This window comes from Beijerinckia mobilis (assembly GCF_000745425.1).
GTDB classification, from domain to species: Bacteria; Pseudomonadota; Alphaproteobacteria; order Rhizobiales; family Beijerinckiaceae; genus Beijerinckia; species Beijerinckia mobilis.
Genome location: NZ_JQJH01000027.1, coordinates 19,595 through 36,433, shown reverse-complemented (window position 1 = coordinate 36,433; position 16,839 = coordinate 19,595). Strand labels below are relative to the sequence as shown.

At 51.5% G+C, this 16,839-nt stretch carries 16 protein-coding genes and 1 pseudogene; 8 read left to right on the top strand and 9 right to left on the bottom strand.

Annotation, left to right across the window (positions count from 1 at the left end; all coding sequences use genetic code 11):
- The 9 genes and pseudogenes from DL88_RS16435 to DL88_RS16395 form a co-directional block, all read right to left on the bottom strand.
- Positions 1-385 (bottom strand): annotated as a pseudogene (locus DL88_RS16435) (IS5 family transposase); the annotation flags it as partial.
- Between the two features lie 71 nt (positions 386-456).
- Entirely contained in the window at positions 457-1,560 is a 1,104-nt protein-coding gene (modC, locus tag DL88_RS16430; RefSeq protein WP_034998596.1) for a molybdenum ABC transporter ATP-binding protein, read from the bottom strand.
- Entirely contained in the window at positions 1,557-2,249 is a 693-nt protein-coding gene (modB, locus tag DL88_RS16425; RefSeq protein ID WP_034998618.1) for a molybdate ABC transporter permease subunit, read from the bottom strand. The genes modC and modB overlap by 4 nt, the downstream gene beginning before the upstream one ends.
- A 131-nt stretch (positions 2,250-2,380) precedes the next feature.
- Complete coding sequence (gene modA, locus DL88_RS16420) at positions 2,381-3,190, bottom strand: molybdate ABC transporter substrate-binding protein (RefSeq protein ID WP_034998595.1); 810 nt, start codon at positions 3,188-3,190, stop codon at positions 2,381-2,383.
- Positions 3,191-4,095: 905 nt separating this feature from the next.
- A complete protein-coding gene (locus tag DL88_RS16410) occupies positions 4,096-4,419 on the bottom strand; it encodes a hypothetical protein (RefSeq protein WP_034998593.1) in 324 nt (107 codons plus the stop codon).
- A 902-nt stretch (positions 4,420-5,321) separates the two neighbouring features.
- Positions 5,322-6,362 carry an acyltransferase family protein gene (locus DL88_RS16405; RefSeq protein ID WP_034998616.1) on the bottom strand — a complete coding sequence of 347 codons (1,041 nt, stop codon included), beginning with the start codon at positions 6,360-6,362 and terminating at the stop codon, positions 5,322-5,324.
- Between the two features lie 829 nt (positions 6,363-7,191).
- The gene (locus DL88_RS16400; RefSeq protein ID WP_084705243.1) at positions 7,192-7,545 is read right to left on the bottom strand and encodes an HU family DNA-binding protein; all 354 of its coding nucleotides are present in this window, start codon (positions 7,543-7,545) and stop codon (positions 7,192-7,194) included.
- Positions 7,546-7,624: 79 nt separating this feature from the next.
- Entirely contained in the window at positions 7,625-7,939 is a 315-nt protein-coding gene (locus DL88_RS21125) for a hypothetical protein (protein ID WP_370736399.1), read from the bottom strand.
- Position 7,940: 1 nt separating this feature from the next.
- Positions 7,941-8,234 (bottom strand): hypothetical protein, encoded by a 294-nt coding sequence (locus DL88_RS16395; protein WP_156971163.1) that lies wholly within the window; start codon positions 8,232-8,234, stop codon positions 7,941-7,943.
- A 436-nt stretch (positions 8,235-8,670) separates the two neighbouring features.
- Between DL88_RS16395 and DL88_RS16390 the strand changes: the two genes are divergently transcribed.
- The 8 genes from DL88_RS16390 to DL88_RS16350 all read left to right on the top strand — a co-directional run bounded on the left by DL88_RS16390 (position 8,671) and on the right by DL88_RS16350 (position 16,819).
- Positions 8,671-9,156 carry a cupin domain-containing protein gene (locus tag DL88_RS16390; RefSeq protein WP_084705242.1) on the top strand — a complete coding sequence of 162 codons (486 nt, stop codon included), beginning with the start codon at positions 8,671-8,673 and terminating at the stop codon, positions 9,154-9,156.
- Between the two features lie 36 nt (positions 9,157-9,192).
- On the top strand, positions 9,193-9,747 hold the full coding sequence (locus DL88_RS16385) for a GlcG/HbpS family heme-binding protein (RefSeq protein WP_245270916.1): 555 nt from the start codon (positions 9,193-9,195) through the stop codon (positions 9,745-9,747).
- Between the two features lie 278 nt (positions 9,748-10,025).
- On the top strand, positions 10,026-12,341 hold the full coding sequence (locus tag DL88_RS16375) for a DUF1549 and DUF1553 domain-containing protein (RefSeq protein ID WP_034998585.1): 2,316 nt from the start codon (positions 10,026-10,028) through the stop codon (positions 12,339-12,341).
- A gap of 32 nt (positions 12,342-12,373) precedes the next feature.
- The gene (locus DL88_RS16370) at positions 12,374-13,813 is read left to right on the top strand and encodes a DUF1501 domain-containing protein (protein WP_034998583.1); all 1,440 of its coding nucleotides are present in this window, start codon (positions 12,374-12,376) and stop codon (positions 13,811-13,813) included.
- A gap of 157 nt (positions 13,814-13,970) precedes the next feature.
- Entirely contained in the window at positions 13,971-14,369 is a 399-nt protein-coding gene (locus DL88_RS16365) for a hypothetical protein (protein WP_245270915.1), read from the top strand.
- Positions 14,370-14,443: 74 nt separating this feature from the next.
- On the top strand, positions 14,444-14,953 hold the full coding sequence (locus DL88_RS16360) for a c-type cytochrome (protein ID WP_051956094.1): 510 nt from the start codon (positions 14,444-14,446) through the stop codon (positions 14,951-14,953).
- Between the two features lie 155 nt (positions 14,954-15,108).
- The gene (locus tag DL88_RS16355; RefSeq protein ID WP_034998581.1) at positions 15,109-15,828 is read left to right on the top strand and encodes a cytochrome b/b6 domain-containing protein; all 720 of its coding nucleotides are present in this window, start codon (positions 15,109-15,111) and stop codon (positions 15,826-15,828) included.
- Positions 15,829-15,928: 100 nt separating this feature from the next.
- Complete coding sequence (locus DL88_RS16350; RefSeq protein ID WP_034998579.1) at positions 15,929-16,819, top strand: dienelactone hydrolase family protein; 891 nt, start codon at positions 15,929-15,931, stop codon at positions 16,817-16,819.
- Positions 16,820-16,839: the final 20 nt, after the last annotated feature.

Here is a 16,839-nt window from a genome sequence, read left to right as displayed (position 1 = left end):
AGGGCATGGATCTTGGTGGTCAGGCCGCCCCGCGAGCGACCCATGCAACGGGATCGCTCATCTTTTTTTGGGTGTTGGCAGCATGCTGATGGACGCGGATCGAGGACGAGTCGATCATGACGATATCGCCGTCGTAAGCCTTTGAAACAGCCTGAAGAAGCCTGTCCCATACGCCGGCCTTGCGCCACCGGTTGAAGCGATTGACGCAGGTCGTATGCGGGCCATAGCGGGCCGGAATGTCGGCCCAGGGCGCCCCCGTCCGCAGGCGCCAGAAAATGCCGTTCAGCACCCGACGGTCATCAACGCGGGCAACACCACGAGGCTTGTTGGGAAGCAGCGGTTCGATCACAGACCACTCAAAATCCGTCAGGTCAAAGCGAGCCATCAACTTAATCTCCTCGAAAAGAGTGAAGCAGACAGCAAGCTTTCAAGAAACCAATTTTATGGGTCTATGACCTAGAGAATGTTGGGATAGACCAGAGACGCCTTTTCTTCATCGAGCGCGGTGGATTTCATGAGGGCGAAAACAGGTTTACCCATGTCGAGCTGCAACTGGTCGAAGGCGCGCTGACTGATCATCGCAAAGATCTTGCCCTCGCCTTTGAGCCTGATCTCGATCATGACGGCCGCACCTTCTCGATGAATATCGCCGATAGTTCCCTGCAACATGTTCTGCATGCTGAGACCTGCCGGCTTTTCTATGCTGATGGCGACGTCGATCGCATTGATCAGAACATGCACTTTGTCGCCGATCTTGCCGGGAAAGGACATCAGCCAGATCGTGCCGGAAGGATGGCGCAGCGGAGTGAGATCGTAGCGTTCATCGCGTGCGCCAACCTCCATGGTCACGATCGAGGAACGTTCGAGCCGGCTCAGGGTAATTTGTGTCGCAGCCTGGCCGAAGACCTGTTCCGGCGTGCCGATCGTCTTGACGTTGCCGTTTTCCAGAAGAACGACGAAGCGTGCCAGACGGACGACTTCATCCATGGCATGCGATACATAAATCATGGGAATGTCGAATTCGTCCCGCAGCTTTTCGATCAACGGGAGAATTTCGAGTTTGCGCGCATGATCGAGCGCGGCAAGAGGCTCATCGAACAAAAGCAAATGAGGACAGGATAGGAGCGCCCTGCCAATGGCCACGCGTTGTCTTTCTCCTCCTGAAAGACGTTGCGGCTGGCGATTGAGCAGTGGACCGATGCCGAGCGTGTCGACCACTGCATCGAAATCAACACGATCCGCGTCGCGCGGGGCAAACCAGCGGCCAAAAAGGAGGTTCTGGCGGACGCTGAAATGGGGGAAGAGGTAAGAATCCTGAAAGACGACACCAATACGCCGGCGATAGGGGGGAATGAAGACCTTCTTTTGTGTGTCGACGAGGACTTGCCCATCGACCACAATATGGCCACGATCGGGACGGCGCAGACCGGAGAGAAGACTGAGCGTCAGCGATTTGCCTGACCCCGATTGACCAAAAAGGGCTGTCAGACCATGATCATTGCGGAAGGCGACGGAGAGTGTGAAGGTCCCGACCGTCAGCGTGACATCGACATCGATCATGCTTGCAAGGCCAGACGTTTTTCCGCGCGCTTTTGCACGAGCTCGGAGATCAGGAGTGTCAGAAGCGCCAATCCTGCGGAAATGAGGGTGAGGCGTATGGCATTTTCATCGCCTCCTGGCACTTGTGTATAAGTATAGATCGCCGCTGCGATTGTCTGCGTTTCACCGGGAATATTGGACACGAATGTAATCGTGGCGCCGAATTCACCCAGGGATTTCGCGAAAGCGAGAATGACACCGACAATAATGCCGGGAACAGCAAGCGGCAGGCTCACGAGAAAAAAAGTCGCGATCGGATTCGCCCCGAGAGTGCCGGCGGCGTTTTCAAGGCGTTGATCGATCGATTCAAAGGACAGGCGCATGGCGCGCACCATCAGCGGAAATCCCATGACGGCGGCAGCGACCGCTGCTCCGGTCCAACGGAAGGAAAAAACAATGCCGATTTCGGCGAGATAGGAACCGATAATGCCCTTCCGGCCAAGCACGATCAGGAGAATGAAGCCGGTGACGACGGGTGGCAATACCAAGGGCATGTGGATCAGGCCGTTGATGAAGATTTTGCCGGGGAATTCCCACCGCGCGAGTGCGTAAGAAATGAAAATGCCGAAAGGCAGGCTGGCCGTTGTCGCGACGACGGCAATCTTGAGAGAAAGCCAGATCGCCGTCCATTCATCAGCGGAAAGTCCCATTCCCTTGTCCCCATGCTTGCCCGAGCCGCTGTCGCGATGGCGTGGCAAGCGCATGCAGTCGCGAAGCCACCGGGTGCCGGTTTATCCGCACCCTGCGGCTTCATCTTATGGTGTTGGTGCGTGTCGGCGTCTTATTTGGTGACGATCGTGAAGCCTTGATCGACCAGAATTTTCGTGGCGGCCTGAGACGTCATGAAAGCCAGGAAGGCCGCGGCATCGGCATTTTTGGAGGAGGCGATCACGGCGACCGGATAAATGATCGGCTCATGCGAGCTGGACGGGAAGACATCTACGACCTTGACCTTGGGTTCGGCCTTGGCGTCAGTTGAATAGACGACACCGAATTTCGCCTCTCCGCGTGCGACGAGAGCAAGAGCCGTACGAATATTGTCCGCCTGGGCGAGCTTCGGTTCGACCTCTTTCCAAACATTCAGCTTTTCAAAAGCCTGCTTGGCATAAATGCCACCGGGGCAGGAATTGATGGTGCAGACCGCGATCTTGCTGTCGCTGGTCTCCTTGGCGAGGTCGAAACCAGGCTTGATCTTCAGCGCAACATTGTCGTTGGCAGGTTCGATAAGGACCAGCTCGTTGCCAAGCAGGTTGCGGCGCGTGCCGGACTTCAACAGTTTCGCCTTATCAAGATAATCCATCCATTTGGTATCCGCCGAAATGAAAATATCGGCGGGAGCACCCTGTTCTACCTGTTTGGCGAGAACGCCCGACGATGCATAGGAAATGGCGACCTTCTTTCCTGTCTTGGCTTCCCAAGCGGCGGCAATGGCGTCGAGAGCCGTCTTCATGCTGGCGGCGGCGAAAATGACGGGGCCGGAACCACTCGCCGGCGCTGTGGCTTGCTGCGCCACAGTCAATTGCGGAAGGGCGATCGTGAAAGCCAGCCAAAGCCCAAGCGTTGCCCACATGCGTCGCGTGATTGTCGTCATCGGAAACTCATTCCTCAATACAGTGGATAGAAATCCTATCAACGGTAAAGCATAGCTTATAGGAGGCGGCAAGGCGAATTGAAATAGAGCGGTGAAGGAATAGGAAAAACCGCGGCTATGAGAAGAAATTGGGAGTGGCGCCTTGCCGCATCAGCGATACAGCGGGGAACTGCTGAAATGGTGCAGTTAGGGCCTATTTACCACCTTTTCAATTTATCGGGATTTCTGCCGGTTACTTCGTTTAAAGTGAGACTTTGTTAACGATTCACGCTGAGGCGGTGGCACCTATGTCGAATCCGCGGAAAGAAAACGGCCTCATTCTCGAAGCGCTCCGGAGCGCCGAACCTTTGCAAAGTTCCTCTGGCGGCAATGCCCTTTATTACGTGGAGGAAGGGCAAGAGACAGGTGAAAGGCGTCGGGCGCTCCGGCGCAGAAGCCGCTTACGGACAGGGAAACTGCTCGATGCGGGAAATAATTTTTTATTCGATTGTTGGATCCATGATCGATCCCATCTGGGTGCCAGACTGAGGGCGCACACGAAGATCCCCACTTTGGACCCGGTCGGGCTTTATGAAGATCAGTCGGAACATATTCTCGAAGCGCGGATCGTATGGCGCCGAGGACAAGAATGCGGAATAGCTTTTACTTTCTCCGGGAGATTGAAACCGCCGACCAGGGTCCAAAAAGCCTATCTGCGCGGACGCTATTACGCTGTGAAAGACTGAGCCCCATCTGGCCGAGAGAGCGGGGCAAGCTTTGATTTCGAAGCGAAAGCTTTGAGTATTTGTTTCGATTGTTGATGGAATCTCTTTCTTGAACAAATAGGGGGTGAAACTGTCTGTCGTCATCAACCTATGATCATTCTCCCTCATCGTCGGTAAAATCGAAAGATATCCGGTGATCGATTATTTGTTCGGTTCAAATCGTACTTTGTAGACGTGTTTCAGGAAGCTGACCGATCCTTCGTATTTTGGCGGGTGAACTTTTGGATCGACGTGCAACAGAAGAAGCGTCGGTTCTGGCTTATTGACGACCACGGAAAATTCGTTCTTCAAAATCTGCGCCCACGAAAAGCAGCCGATCTCATGATCGTCCATTGTCACGGTACAGGTCCCCACGATTACCGGGGCAGCGAGTATTGGCCACCCTTCACGCGCCATGCTGGCGGCATGAGCCGGAACGGAGCTTAACAAGAGCATGACAGATAAAATTTTCAACCTGGTGATCACTTTCTGTCCTCTCCTTTGGGATATGCAAAGGGATGCCGGCCGCTGAGCGAAACGGTATTTGTATAATTATGATCGGCGTGAATGGTTTCAGTCCAATGGAGTGCTTGAATATTTGTGAAGTAGTTCAGAATAAAAATGGTATTTCCAATAGTATTTGCTTTTGAGATGAACTGCTTTAATGAGAAAATGCTCTATAGGGGTATAATGAACGCTATTAAGATCTTTTGATAAGTTTATCCAAATTTCGCGAAAGCTATGGTTTCAGGATTGCCCGCCCAGAGACTGATAGCCGCTTCGAAGCAGAGCCTCATCAATCTACAGGAACCTGATCCACGAGGCTTGGGAAAGAGATAGCAGGAGATGCGCCAGGATTTTTACAGCCCGGCAATTGTCGACAAAGAATTTTAGCATAGGAACGACAAAATAGGTATTTATGCTTTTAAGCACAGAATGTGTCGACCATCCCCCGGAAATTTCTCTTCCTTTCTTCTCTCCAATCGTCGAACAGTTCGACCGGTCGCTCCATGAGACTTGGCTGTCTTCGGCAGAATTTTTAATGCTTGTTACAGACAGGCATCTTCCGTGCTGAATTACGCGCCATGTGATCAACCGGAAGAAAAAGGGTTTTTGACGAAGGAAAGAGAGACAGTTTGTGATTTACCGTCTTGTCAGAACGACCTGACGTCGAGGTGTCTGTCGTCGAAGAAGGTCGTAATCATTGATCTTGGGGGCCTCACGCTTGCCGTTCAATGATTGAGTTTATGCAGGGTAGCGTGTCGATCCATCAATTGGCAACTCGAGGACAGGATTTCACGCGTGAAAGGACCATGCCTTCTACCGCTAGTGTATACGCTTGTCTGAGAGCGCGGAAAGTTCAACCGGCTTGGGCTAATGTCATGATGCTACATTTTTGGTGCCCGAGGCAGCATACGAGGCAAAATATGTTCAGCAACAAATGCGGTGATTATCAGGATAAAGAAAGCGAAGATAAATCCAATGGCACTTTTACTGACATTCCACTGGATTAAGATCGGATAGTGCAAAACATAGAGGCCGAATGATATTGAGGCAATGGCGACGGCGACGCGACGCAAAGGAAACATTGCTCCGGCAGTTATTCTTCCAATCGGTCCAAATAACAACGCCAAAAGGATTGCTGCTATCGCGAAATGCCGGAACATAAGAAATGGATAATAGCCGAAGCCCTTGTAGCCGACTGACAGGACAACTCCTGCTGAAATCAGACATAGAACGATCAACCACAGATAGGTTTCGCGCAGGGCAATGAAAGTGCGGGCTCCTTTGAGATAGGCGTCCGCAGCCATGGCACCAGCCCACCAAACCAGGAAATAGGCTCCGACAAGGAGAAAATGGTTTGGGAAAAAGGCAAAAAGTATGAAGAGCGTGCAGCAAATTGCTCCGATGAGATGATTCACCATGAGCGGACGCTTATACCAAGCGATGAGAATCGGCGGGAAAATCAAATAGAAAAATAACTCGTAGGATAACGACCATAAAGGGTCGTTTCCTAGGAATGGGTCAGTGATAACTCCTGGCTTTAATAAAGAAATATCTTGAAGGGCAAAGATCGTTCCCCAAAGGGCCGCCGGATGAAAACGCTCTGTGAATCCACCATTATACAGCACGATGAGAGCTGACACGGCCATTGCTGTTACCAGCGGTGGGTAAATTCGCCGAAGCCTTCTTAAGAGATACCCGCGTGGGCGAAGGGCGCGATCCCTCTCGTTGGCAAAAATGACAAAGCCGCTCAGGAGGAAAAAGATGAGTACGGCTTCCTGACCAAACCGGAAAACGATTCCAATTTGATTTGAGAAACCATTGGCGTTCGCGAGGTGGTGTATCACGACATAGCATGCCGCCATCGCCCTCGCCCCATCGAGAGCGGCAGCCAGTCGGTCGCTAACGATGGGCCCCGTCTTCATGAGTTCCTCCGGATATGGGTTTGGCAAAGCAGAGCGCACGCCTATAACAATTATGGCAATCTTTGTAAGAAAGGCCATAGCTTTGCAAGATAGCTAATAAGCAGACGTGATATATTTGTGGCTAAATATGTGGATATTATTCCCACAAATTCGTCGTTGCAGTAGTCTGTCACATCTTGAAGCCCACTTTGGGAAGAAGCTCTATTCAGAAGAAAAGCTGGAGGCTTGAATCGAGCGTAAGTCATTCTCCCCGTACATAGGATATCAATTGGAGCGAATATGGTCCGTCAGAAGAGCAAAAAGGTTGCAGGAAATAACGCTTATCAAAATGATATTTAGTAAATTAACTATATAATGCGCTGAAATATATCAATAAAATGGTTTTTATCGAGACGCAAAAATAACATCCGATATGATCAATGCAACGACCGAGGCGCTTTATTTCTTGAACAATTGGCGGCTCTATTGCACGCTGGCCGTGGTTGCGGGGCTGGAACGCTCCGAACCCCCTATAACGATAAAAACACCGGCGATGGCCTGTGCGAGGGCGCTGACAAAATCCACCGGTTCCCGGTGGATTTTGTTTGATACAGCCGAAGCATGTATAAATGCAGATCTCCGCCAAATCCGAGGGGAGACCTATGCATCAGCGATCAGGCTTCTTAGTAAGCCTGGATGTGGATCGGGCCGGGCATCGCCCGCATGATCGAATTGAGGCGGTCCTCAAGAGTAAAATTGTGCACCGGCGAGCGTTTGGTCATCAACCGGCCCTGGCTCTGCCCGTACAGATGATGGGTAGGGCTGGAGGTGGGGCGCAAACCTGAGAAGGCTACAGGCTTTCTTTGAGGTCCCGGGCGACCTTGAAGCCGACGCTTTTCGAGGCCTTGATCTTGATCGCTTCTCCCGTGGCGGGATTGCGTCCCTTGCGGGCCGAGCGCTTGGTCAGCTGGAAGATGCCGAGGTGGCTAGCGCGGACCTTCATGCCCTTCTTCAGATATTTTCCGGTCATCGCCGTCAGGTCGTCGATCAGGGCCTCGACCGTCTTTTTGGGCAACTCGTGCAGGACAGCAAGGTCCTCGGCCATCTGCCGCCAGGTCACCGTTTCCGGGGCAGGGGTGGGAGCGGCGGCTGGAGCTTTAAGGGTTTTCCCGACGGCCGGGGTCTTGGATTTGGGCGAAGCCATCAAAAGCCTTTCATCATTAGGAGTACGGGGAACAGAACCTGTCGCGGATCGACGACAAGGGCGTTGCCATAAAGCGATTTTACCGGCTTGAGAAGCTGCGTGAAGCCTGAAATGTATGGATCTGCGCGCAAAGCAGGGAAATACGCAGATTATGGATTGGCAAGAAGTAGTTTGAAAAGACATCTTTTCCATTATTGCCGTGTGCGACCTCGCCAAGGGCACGTCCAAGGGCACCTCCAAGGGCACGTCTATCCCGTCGGACCATGATCCGATCGGTAATACGGCAAAATGGTCGCAAGCTAAGTAAGCTCGCCAGCGATGCGTAGATTTCGACCGGCTGGCCGATGGCGGCGGCACCGACCGAGTATTTGTTTTGGTCGAATCGGACACGCAGGTCATCGAGATTGCGGGCGGCAATGTGTGGAGCCCGCCGCGATAGGCAACAAACTGGGGCTGCTCCTCTTCGGCCCTCTCAAGATCATATGTTCAGGCTTCTTGGGATGGATATACGTCCTGGCATAGGCGATGATTTCCTCGATGAGCGAGGCGTTCGGTTCATCATAGATCTCGAACTTCCGCCACGGATTGAAGAACCATTCTTGCTCGAGCCCGACCTTATTCTCGACCCGTTCCCTGCTTGCCATCCCATCAAGTGCAACATTGTGCATTGGGTGCAGCGATTGTGGCAAGCGATCATGGAAACACCGCACATTTGGCCGGTGGGTTTGTCATCGCCATCTCGTGTGTGATTAGGAGACGCGCGTGGAGGTCTCGAAAGCAATGATCTACATCGGCATACACCGCACCATCTTGTGCAGAATTTCATATACATTCGGTTCCACACGGACTCTGACCACGTCCCGGAATAAATCACTAGAATTTTAACGCATTACCACCAACGAGAAATCAGAATGCGATCACCAGCTCACCCGATTGATGGGGTATCAAAATCAATAAGTCCATAAATTCTATAAACTGTTATGACAATCCTCTTGACAGATGAAGCGTGGCAAGACTAAGAATATAACTACTTGATATATAGGAGAATATTCTATCCGTCTCGGATGGTGACGGTAGAAAATTATTCACCAAACTTCGGTGCTGGATGTGTTCAGGGGAGATAGCATGCAATCTGCGTGGCTAGCATTGGTTGTGTCTATTCTTGCGGTTACACCGACGCTTGCGGAATCGCCTCACTCGAACGGTGAGGGCTTTATCTACCTGCCGGCTCAGGAGGTACCTTTTGAAGGATCGCAGCAGGGTGGTGCGCAACGAGCCGTGATTTTCGGGGATCCATCAAAGCCGGGTGTCTATGTCATTCGTGTCAAATTTCCACCGGGTGTCCATTCCAATCCACACTTTCACTCAGAGGACAGGCATGCCGTCGTGATTAGCGGCACTTGGTGGAATGGAACTGGGGAAGATATCTCTTTCGCCAAAGCAAGGCCGGTCAAGGCGGGCTCTTATGTCTTTCATCCCGCAGGTAAGGTGCATTGGGATGGTGCCGGAGAGGAGGAAGCCATCATTCAAATTACAGGCATCGGTCCGGTGACAACGACTCCGGCTGGTCCATCGAATGTTCACCCAGCTGATTGGCCGGCGCCGAAATAATCAGGATTTGCCGCAGAGCTGTTCTGGATCGGCGTCTTGGTTTCATTCTCGCCACCTTCAACTTCCGAAATAAATGTCTTCCTCAACTTTTCAATCGGAAATTCGATGAAAATACGCACAATATCCCTTGGTCTTGCTATCGCCTGCGCGGGTGTTATCTCTGCCAATGCTCAGTTGATTACGTATCATGCGTTGTCGACGAATGCTGCTTTGACCATTGCTCAGACCGCTTACGAGACCTGCAAGCAGCAGGGCTATAATGTTTCAGTCCATGTCGTTGGTTTCGATGGAGAAACTCTGGTCGCGCTGCGCGGCGTCGGTGCTTCTCCGCACACTTTCGAGAACAGCTTTCGTAAAGCCTACACGGCGCGCACGTTTCGCACGGCGTCCGGCGACATTGCCAAACGTGCTCAGGACAACCCCTCTCTTGGCCTCCTCCGTCTGACGAATGTCATTCCAATTCAGGGTGCCTTGCCAATCAAAGCAGGTGATGAAGTCATCGGGGCGGTCGGCGTTTCCGGCGCTCCGGGTGGTGACAAGGACGAAGCCTGCTCGAAAGCTGGAATTGATAAAGCGACGCCTCTCTTATGACGCTTAAGAGGCTTGCTTCGTGAGCAGCTTATCCCTTCGGTGATTATGTAATTTCTTCCTAACGGCCTTAGCCGGCCTCCGATTAAACTGCCCAAGCAAGGATTTGTAAGTGTAGCCGAAGGCGTCGTTTGGCCATTTAATATATAAAATAAATAGAATAAATAGAATGTTAGCGACGCTTCGAATGCGGTCATGGTGCATGCTGTCGAATCCAAAAGGCGCCCAGCTTCAACACCCTGGTCTCTCAGGATTCGACGACAAGAAATTGAGGTTCTGTCATGAAAAATAATTCCCGAAAGAAGGTCGCGGCAGCCTTGTTGCTTAGCCTGACCACAGTCGTGGCCCTCGCCGAGGAGCAGTCAGCGCAGCAACCATCGCGAGTCTCGTCAAGCCGCCAATTATGGTCGTGGCTGCCTGTACAAAGCCATCCTGTGCCAACGGTTGCTCAAAAGGATTGGGTGCGGACACCAGTCGATGCATTCGTTCTCGAAAAGTTGGAAGCCAATAATCTTAAACCGTCGCCGGATGCCGATCGTGCGACCTTCATTCGCCGTGCAACTCTTGATGTATGGGGGCTGATTCCGACCCCGGAGGAAGTCGCCGTATTTGTGAATGATACTTCGCCGGATGCCTATGAAAAATTGATTGATCGCCTTTTGGCGTCTCCACGCTATGGCGAAAGGCAAGCACGGCGATGGCTCGATCTTGCACGTTACTCGGATACAACCGGCTTCCAGAACGACGATGTTCGCGCCAATATGTGGCGGTATCGTGATTACGTAATCAATTCATTCAATCAAAACAAGCCGTATTCCGATTTCATTCGGGAACAGGTTGCCGGTGACGAGATTGCTCCGGGTAATCAAGATATCATCGTCGCGACAGGTTTCCTTGCCGGATATCCGGATAATTACAACTCGCGTGATCTCATTCAGAGGAAATTCCAGATCACCACGGACATGACGGATACTTTAGGTCAGGCAGTCCTTGGCACGACCGTTGGTTGCGCGCGCTGCCACAACCATAAGTCCGATAAATTCAGCCAAAAGGATTATTATTCGCTCCAGGCCTTCTTTGCGAACACAAGCGAAGAAAACAAAATCCTTGTGTCAGCGAAGGGTGAAATCGAGCACAATTTCGAAAAGCAGCAGGCAAAATGGGACGAGGCGACGAAAGACATTCGCGCCAGCATGAAGGCGATTATAGACCCTATTCGAGAGGCAGCCAGCAAGTATCACAAAGAGCGCTATCTGACTGATAGCCGTGCATCAATTTTCAAAGCCGAAGACCAATGGACTCCGCTGGATCGGTGGGTCAACCATCGCTTGGCGAATGTCACGACAGACACGGATTATGGCAATTACCTTCGCGAGGTCGGTGGAGACCAGGCCAATCCGGAACACACAGAAGATCTCAAGCATCGTTGGGAGGAATATAAGAAGCTCACGGAAGAACTGAAAAAGTTTGATAAGCTAAAACCGACAAAGGGCTCCATAACACTCACCACAATGACTGAGCTTGGTCATCCAGACACGCCACCGACCCATGTCTTGTTCGGTGGTAATCATGAACGTCCAGAAGAAGAAGTTCAGCCTGCGTTTCCGGTGGCTATGACAGACGAAGCGCCTGTCATCGTGCCGACCCCAAGTTCCTCTGGTCGCCGGACGGCGTTGGCCGACTGGCTGGTGAGTGAAAAGAATCCGCTGACCGCACGCGTTTATGCCAATCGTGTCTGGAGCCAATATTTCACCAACGGGCTTGTCAAAACCGTCAGCGATTTCGGTCGAGCTGGAGAAAAGCCGACACATCCTGAATTGCTCGACTATTTGGCGGAGACCTTTGTCGACAGCGGATGGGACATCAAGAAACTGCATCGCGCCATCCTGCTTTCAAGCGCCTATCGGCAATCCTCTGATGCCCGGGAAGACGCGGCGAAGGCGGATCCATACAATAAGCTTCTGGCCGTATTCTCACGCCAGCGCTTGGATGCCGAGCAAATTCGTGATTCCTTGTTGGTGGCTTCGGGCAAGCTTGTCGACAAAGTGGGAGGTCCCAGCGTCTATCCTCCTGTTCCGCAGGCCCTGAATGCCGGAGCGTCTTGGCCGACAGACTCCGATGCCGAATCTCAGAATCGACGCAGCCTTTATATTTTCACACGCCGGAGCTTGCCTTATCCACTTCTCGACTCCTTTGATATGGCATCCCCTCAGCAAATCCACAGCAAACGCGATGTGACGACAACGCCTCTCCAGGCATTGACACTCTTTAACAATGATATCGTCTTTGCTTGGTCACAAGCCTTGGCGGGCCGTGTCATCCGTGAGGTCGGTCGTGATGAATCGGCGCAAATCGATCGACTCTATCAAATCCTGTTCGGCCATAATCCACAGGATGTCGAGAGGAATGCGCTTTTAGCTTTCACGGTGAGCCACGCCCGGTCTATCCGCGCAAAAGCAACGGATGGCAAATTGGCGATAGCCATCCCAATCGGGTTCAAGGGTGAAGCCGACATTGCCGATCCCATCAAGGATGCCGTCTTCGTCGATCTCGTCCATGCAGTCGTGAACTCGAACAACTTCATCTATCGCTTTTAATTCTTAGACATCGAACAGCATGGAATATTGTCATGGTTCAACACACACGTCGAGAATTGCTATTTAAGACGGCGTATACCGTCGGAGGATTGACTCTTGCCGCGGAAATGCCTGGCGGCGGCATTTTTGCGACGCCTGCAATGGCTGCCAATTTCATTGATCCCCTTGCGCCCAAGGAGCCCCACTTTCCGGCGAAAGTGAAATCGGTAATCTGGCTCCATATGGATGGCGCGCCGAGCACGCTCGATCTTTTTGATTACAAGCCAGATCTGATCAAGTTTGCGGGCCAAGAGGTTCCAGCTTCCTTCCTAAAGGGAATCAAGACGAGCACACAAGGTGGCGTCGGCAAGCTGTTTGCGTCCAACAGGACGTGGAAGCAATATGGTGAAAGTGGTGCCTGGTTTTCGGACCTTTTGCCCAACCTTGCGCAACACGCGGACAAATTGACCTTCATCAAGTCGAGTGTAACGATTGGAGCGACTCACGACATTTCGATCCTTAAACTGAACACGGGCGATACGAGCCCCGGCAGGCCTTCTCTCGGTGCCTGGATTACTTATGCGCTTGGCTCCGCAAATCCGGATCTTCCTGCCTATGTCGTCCTCTACAACGGCAACAAGGAACCGACGGGCGGTTCCATCAATTGGAGTTCGGGATTCCTTCCCGCTGTTTATCAAGGCACGGCTTTCCGGCCCGGTAAATCTCCAATTCTGAACCTTGATCGGCCGGAACTGGTCGCGCTCGCTCAACAGCGTGACAGTCTGGACCTCATCCGGCAATTGAACACGCTGAAGAGCGAAGCCTATCCAGATGATAGCGAACTGGTTGCGCGCGCTCGCTCCTACGAGCTGGCTTACCGAATGGAGGCATCGGCACCGGAGGCGGTCGACCTGAGCAAGGAAAGTGAGGCGACTAAAGAGCTCTACGGGCTCAATGATGAAGCGACTCGGTCGTACGGGACCAATCTGCTCCGCGCCCGTCGTCTGGTGGAACGCAATGTCCGTTTCGTTCAGGTGATTTCTGGACCGGCCGGTGATGGCGATGTTCGGAATTGGGATGCGCATCGTGAGCTCGAAAAGAACCATGCGGCTCACACGAAGAAAGTCGATAAGCCGATTGCAGGCTTGCTGACTGACCTCAAGAACCGTGGCCTATTGGATCAAACATTGGTCGTTTGGACGTCTGAATTTGGGCGTACATCCTATGGACAGAGCGGCGACGGACGTGATCACAATCCTTGGGGATATACTCAGTGGCTTGCCGGCGGTGGTCTTAAGGCTGGTCTTGCTCATGGCCAGACCGATGAAATTGGTCTTCAGACCGTGGACAAGCCAGTTGATACCTATGATCTTCATGCGACCGTCCTCCAGTTACTCGGTCTCGATCATTTGAAGACGATCTATTTGCGTGCTGGACGCGCTGAACGCCCGACAGTTGTCTATGGTTCGGTTGTCAAGGACCTGCTTGCCTGATGTATGCGTCTGAACGAATAGGGAACCGTGCCGATTTCGATTGGTACGGGCTCGGGATCACGCCGGGCGCAGATTTCCTGTTTATGATGACGCCCGTCGTCTTAAATAAATGCTCAAAACAGATAATCGGTATGGTATGACGCTACGAAAAATACGTATGTTGATCACAAGTATTGCTGTCGTTGTATCCAGTCTGCAGATCACTCGTGCTGAACATATCGATCTTAACTTGAGTGATTATGATGATGATTTGATGCGGGATCTTGATAAAGCAATCAAATATTTTGAACCGGACATTACCGCGGGTAATGCTGATGCAGCCAAGGATGATGCTGCTACATTGGAAGATGGCTTTAAATATACGGAAGATTATTTTCGTAAAAAGGGGCCATATGAAGATGCGGTTGCCATCTCAATCGAAGGCTTGAAATATACACGTGCGGCAGTTGAGGCTGTTACAAATAATGACTTTACTGCAGCTGCCGCGGCCGCACAGGCAGCGGCAAAAACATGCCGTGCGTGCCATGACATCTATAAGCCTCTCAACAAGAAATAATGGCTCTTGTGTGTGACACATAGTCATTTTATCGGAATTCGTGAATTCAACCTAACGTGTAAGAAAGCTAGGGAATGATCTCGAAATATCGACTCAAAAATTGCCTGATCGCGCTCGCCGCCATATCTTTATTGGGAAGCGGAATCGCATTGAGTGTCAACGCACAGACCGCTCCAAAAGAAGGTGATCTAAAGCAAGCGCGACAGGCGATTGAGGTGCGCAAAGCAGTCTTCACATTGATTGGCAGTAACTTTCAGCCGCTTGGAAACATTCTCAAAGGCACGGTGCCTTATGATAATGGAAAAGTGAAGGTCAATACAGCCCGTCTTGCGGTCCTCAGTGAATTTGTGATCGATATTTTCCCGGATTATTCAAACCGTGGCGAGCCGGAAACAAAAACGAAAGCGGATGCCTGGAGCAATAAGGATGACCTCCTGAAGAGGATCGCGGATTTTCAGGCGCACGCGCAGAATCTCGTCAAGGTTAGCGCTACGGAAGGTGACGCGACAGATGCTTTTAAGGCCGCTGTGACTGCTGTGGGACAAGATTGCAAGGGGTGTCACGACCTCTACAAAGCGAAGTAATCGATAAGATCGATCTTTCAATGCTTTGATCTGGCCCTTCTCCTGATGTTGTAGCAATGGCAGCTCTTCCTGGGGTTGGTCCTTGCCCCATAGGGCGCAGGTTTTGAACCTCCAGAGATGAACTTCAAAATCAAGAAGAGAGAGTTAGAACGTCAATGACGGTCATGGACGAGATTCAGGATGGTGAGGCGGACGAAAAATTGTACGTTTGGGATTTACCGATACGCATATTCCACTGGACGTTAGCATTATCTATTGTCGGCGCCTATGTAACCAACCGGCTTGGCGTTGCCTATTTCAGATATCATGTCTGGTTTGGATATCTCATCCTGATTCTCGTCTGTTTCCGACTGATTTGGGGACTTGTTGGCACTCGGCATGCGCTGTTTCGAAATTTTATTCAGGGGCCAAAGGGAACGATTAAATACACTTTCGCGGTGTTAAAAGGAAAATCTGCTCATTATGCTGGTCACAATCCACTCGGTGCCTGGATGGTGATCTTTCTGCTCGGAGCCATACTAATACAATCCGTTACAGGCTTATTTTCAAATGATGAAATCTTTAATATTGGGCCTTTATACGGATATGTCGCCAAAGAGACGAGTCTAAGCTTAACCTCAATTCATCGTCAGCTCTTTTATTTAGTCATCATTGCAGTTTCTTTTCACATTGTAGCTGTTCTGGCGCATCATTTCCTGAAAAGAGAACCGCTTATATTGGCGATGATTACGGGGCGAAAACCAGCTTTCCTGGTTGCTGAACGGGAATCTATTTCCTCCTCTCGTACAGGTTTGGCGGTAATATTGGTTGTGGTCTTTTCTGCCTTGCTGACCTGGATTGTCCTGCATGCGCCAATCATCGATGAAGGTTTCTAATCCCATCAGGGATATCTGCGCGTCTGAAAGCCCCCTTGAGCGAGTAGTGAGCCTATCTTTGATGGGCCGCGGTGAATCAGCGTATTAGAAAGGACTAGCAATGGCACGCAAGACGGCTAACGATTTTCATCCTGAGATACTGAAATTATTTGACCTCTATGTTCATGGTGGCTTAAGCCGTCGCGGATTTTTAGAGAATGCGGGCAAGTTTGCCGTGGGTGTTGGGGGCGCTGCGGCCCTGTTGGATGCCTTGAAGCCGCGCTTTGCAGAAGCGCAGCAAATCGCCAAAAATGATCCGAGAATTGTAACGGAATACGTCACTTACGATTCTCCATCTGGCTACGGGAATATACGTGGGTATGAAGCGCGACCGGCTCACCCGAATGGCAAAATCCCCGCGATCCTAGTTGTTCATGAAAACAGGGGATTGAATCCTCATATCGAAGACATTGTGAGGCGACTGGCGGTTGATGGCTTCATTGCTTTCGCGCCGGATGCGCTTACACCCCTTGGCGGTTATCCGGGCGATGAAGACAAGGCGCGTGAGCTTTTCCCAAAACTTGATCAGTCGAAGACACGACAGGATTTTATCGCTGCTGCACAGCTTCTCAAAAATGCTCCGAACTCCAATGGCAAAGTGGGGGTCGTGGGCTTCTGTTATGGTGGGGGGATCGCGAACTTTCTCGCAACACAATTGCCGGATCTCGGAGCTGTTGTTCCCTTTTATGGCAGCCAGCCGCCGGCCGAGGCCGTGACGAACATCAAGGCACCTCTCCTGTTGCAATATGCCGGTGCAGATGAACGTATCAATGCTGGCTGGCCAGCCTATGAAGCAGCATTAAAGGCGAACCATATTAGGTATCAGGCGTATATCTATCCTGGCGTGCAGCACGGCTTTAATAATGACACGACGCCACGTTTCGATGAGGCAGCTGCGAAACTCGCCTGGCAGAGGACCGTGCAATTCTTCAAGGACAATTTGGCCAGTTGAACATTTCTCGTTCACATAAC

What these genes read in the sequence shown, in the direction of transcription:
- DL88_RS16375 (WP_034998585.1), top strand. Translation starts at nt 10,026, where the DNA reads ATGAAAAATAATTCCCGAAAGAAGGTCGCGGCAGCCTTGTTGCTTAGC.
- modA (WP_034998595.1), bottom strand. Translation starts at nt 3,190, where the DNA reads ATGACGACAATCACGCGACGCATGTGGGCAACGCTTGGGCTTTGGCTG.
- DL88_RS16350 (WP_034998579.1), top strand. Translation starts at nt 15,929, where the DNA reads ATGGCACGCAAGACGGCTAACGATTTTCATCCTGAGATACTGAAATTA.
- DL88_RS16405 (WP_034998616.1), bottom strand. Translation starts at nt 6,362, where the DNA reads ATGAAGACGGGGCCCATCGTTAGCGACCGACTGGCTGCCGCTCTCGAT.
- DL88_RS16355 (WP_034998581.1), top strand. Translation starts at nt 15,109, where the DNA reads ATGACGGTCATGGACGAGATTCAGGATGGTGAGGCGGACGAAAAATTG.
- DL88_RS16360 (WP_051956094.1), top strand. Translation starts at nt 14,444, where the DNA reads ATGATCTCGAAATATCGACTCAAAAATTGCCTGATCGCGCTCGCCGCC.
- modB (WP_034998618.1), bottom strand. Translation starts at nt 2,249, where the DNA reads ATGGGACTTTCCGCTGATGAATGGACGGCGATCTGGCTTTCTCTCAAG.
- modC (WP_034998596.1), bottom strand. Translation starts at nt 1,560, where the DNA reads ATGATCGATGTCGATGTCACGCTGACGGTCGGGACCTTCACACTCTCC.
- DL88_RS16365 (WP_245270915.1), top strand. Translation starts at nt 13,971, where the DNA reads ATGTTGATCACAAGTATTGCTGTCGTTGTATCCAGTCTGCAGATCACT.
- DL88_RS16370 (WP_034998583.1), top strand. Translation starts at nt 12,374, where the DNA reads ATGGTTCAACACACACGTCGAGAATTGCTATTTAAGACGGCGTATACC.
- DL88_RS16400 (WP_084705243.1), bottom strand. Translation starts at nt 7,545, where the DNA reads ATGGCTTCGCCCAAATCCAAGACCCCGGCCGTCGGGAAAACCCTTAAA.
- DL88_RS16390 (WP_084705242.1), top strand. Translation starts at nt 8,671, where the DNA reads ATGCAATCTGCGTGGCTAGCATTGGTTGTGTCTATTCTTGCGGTTACA.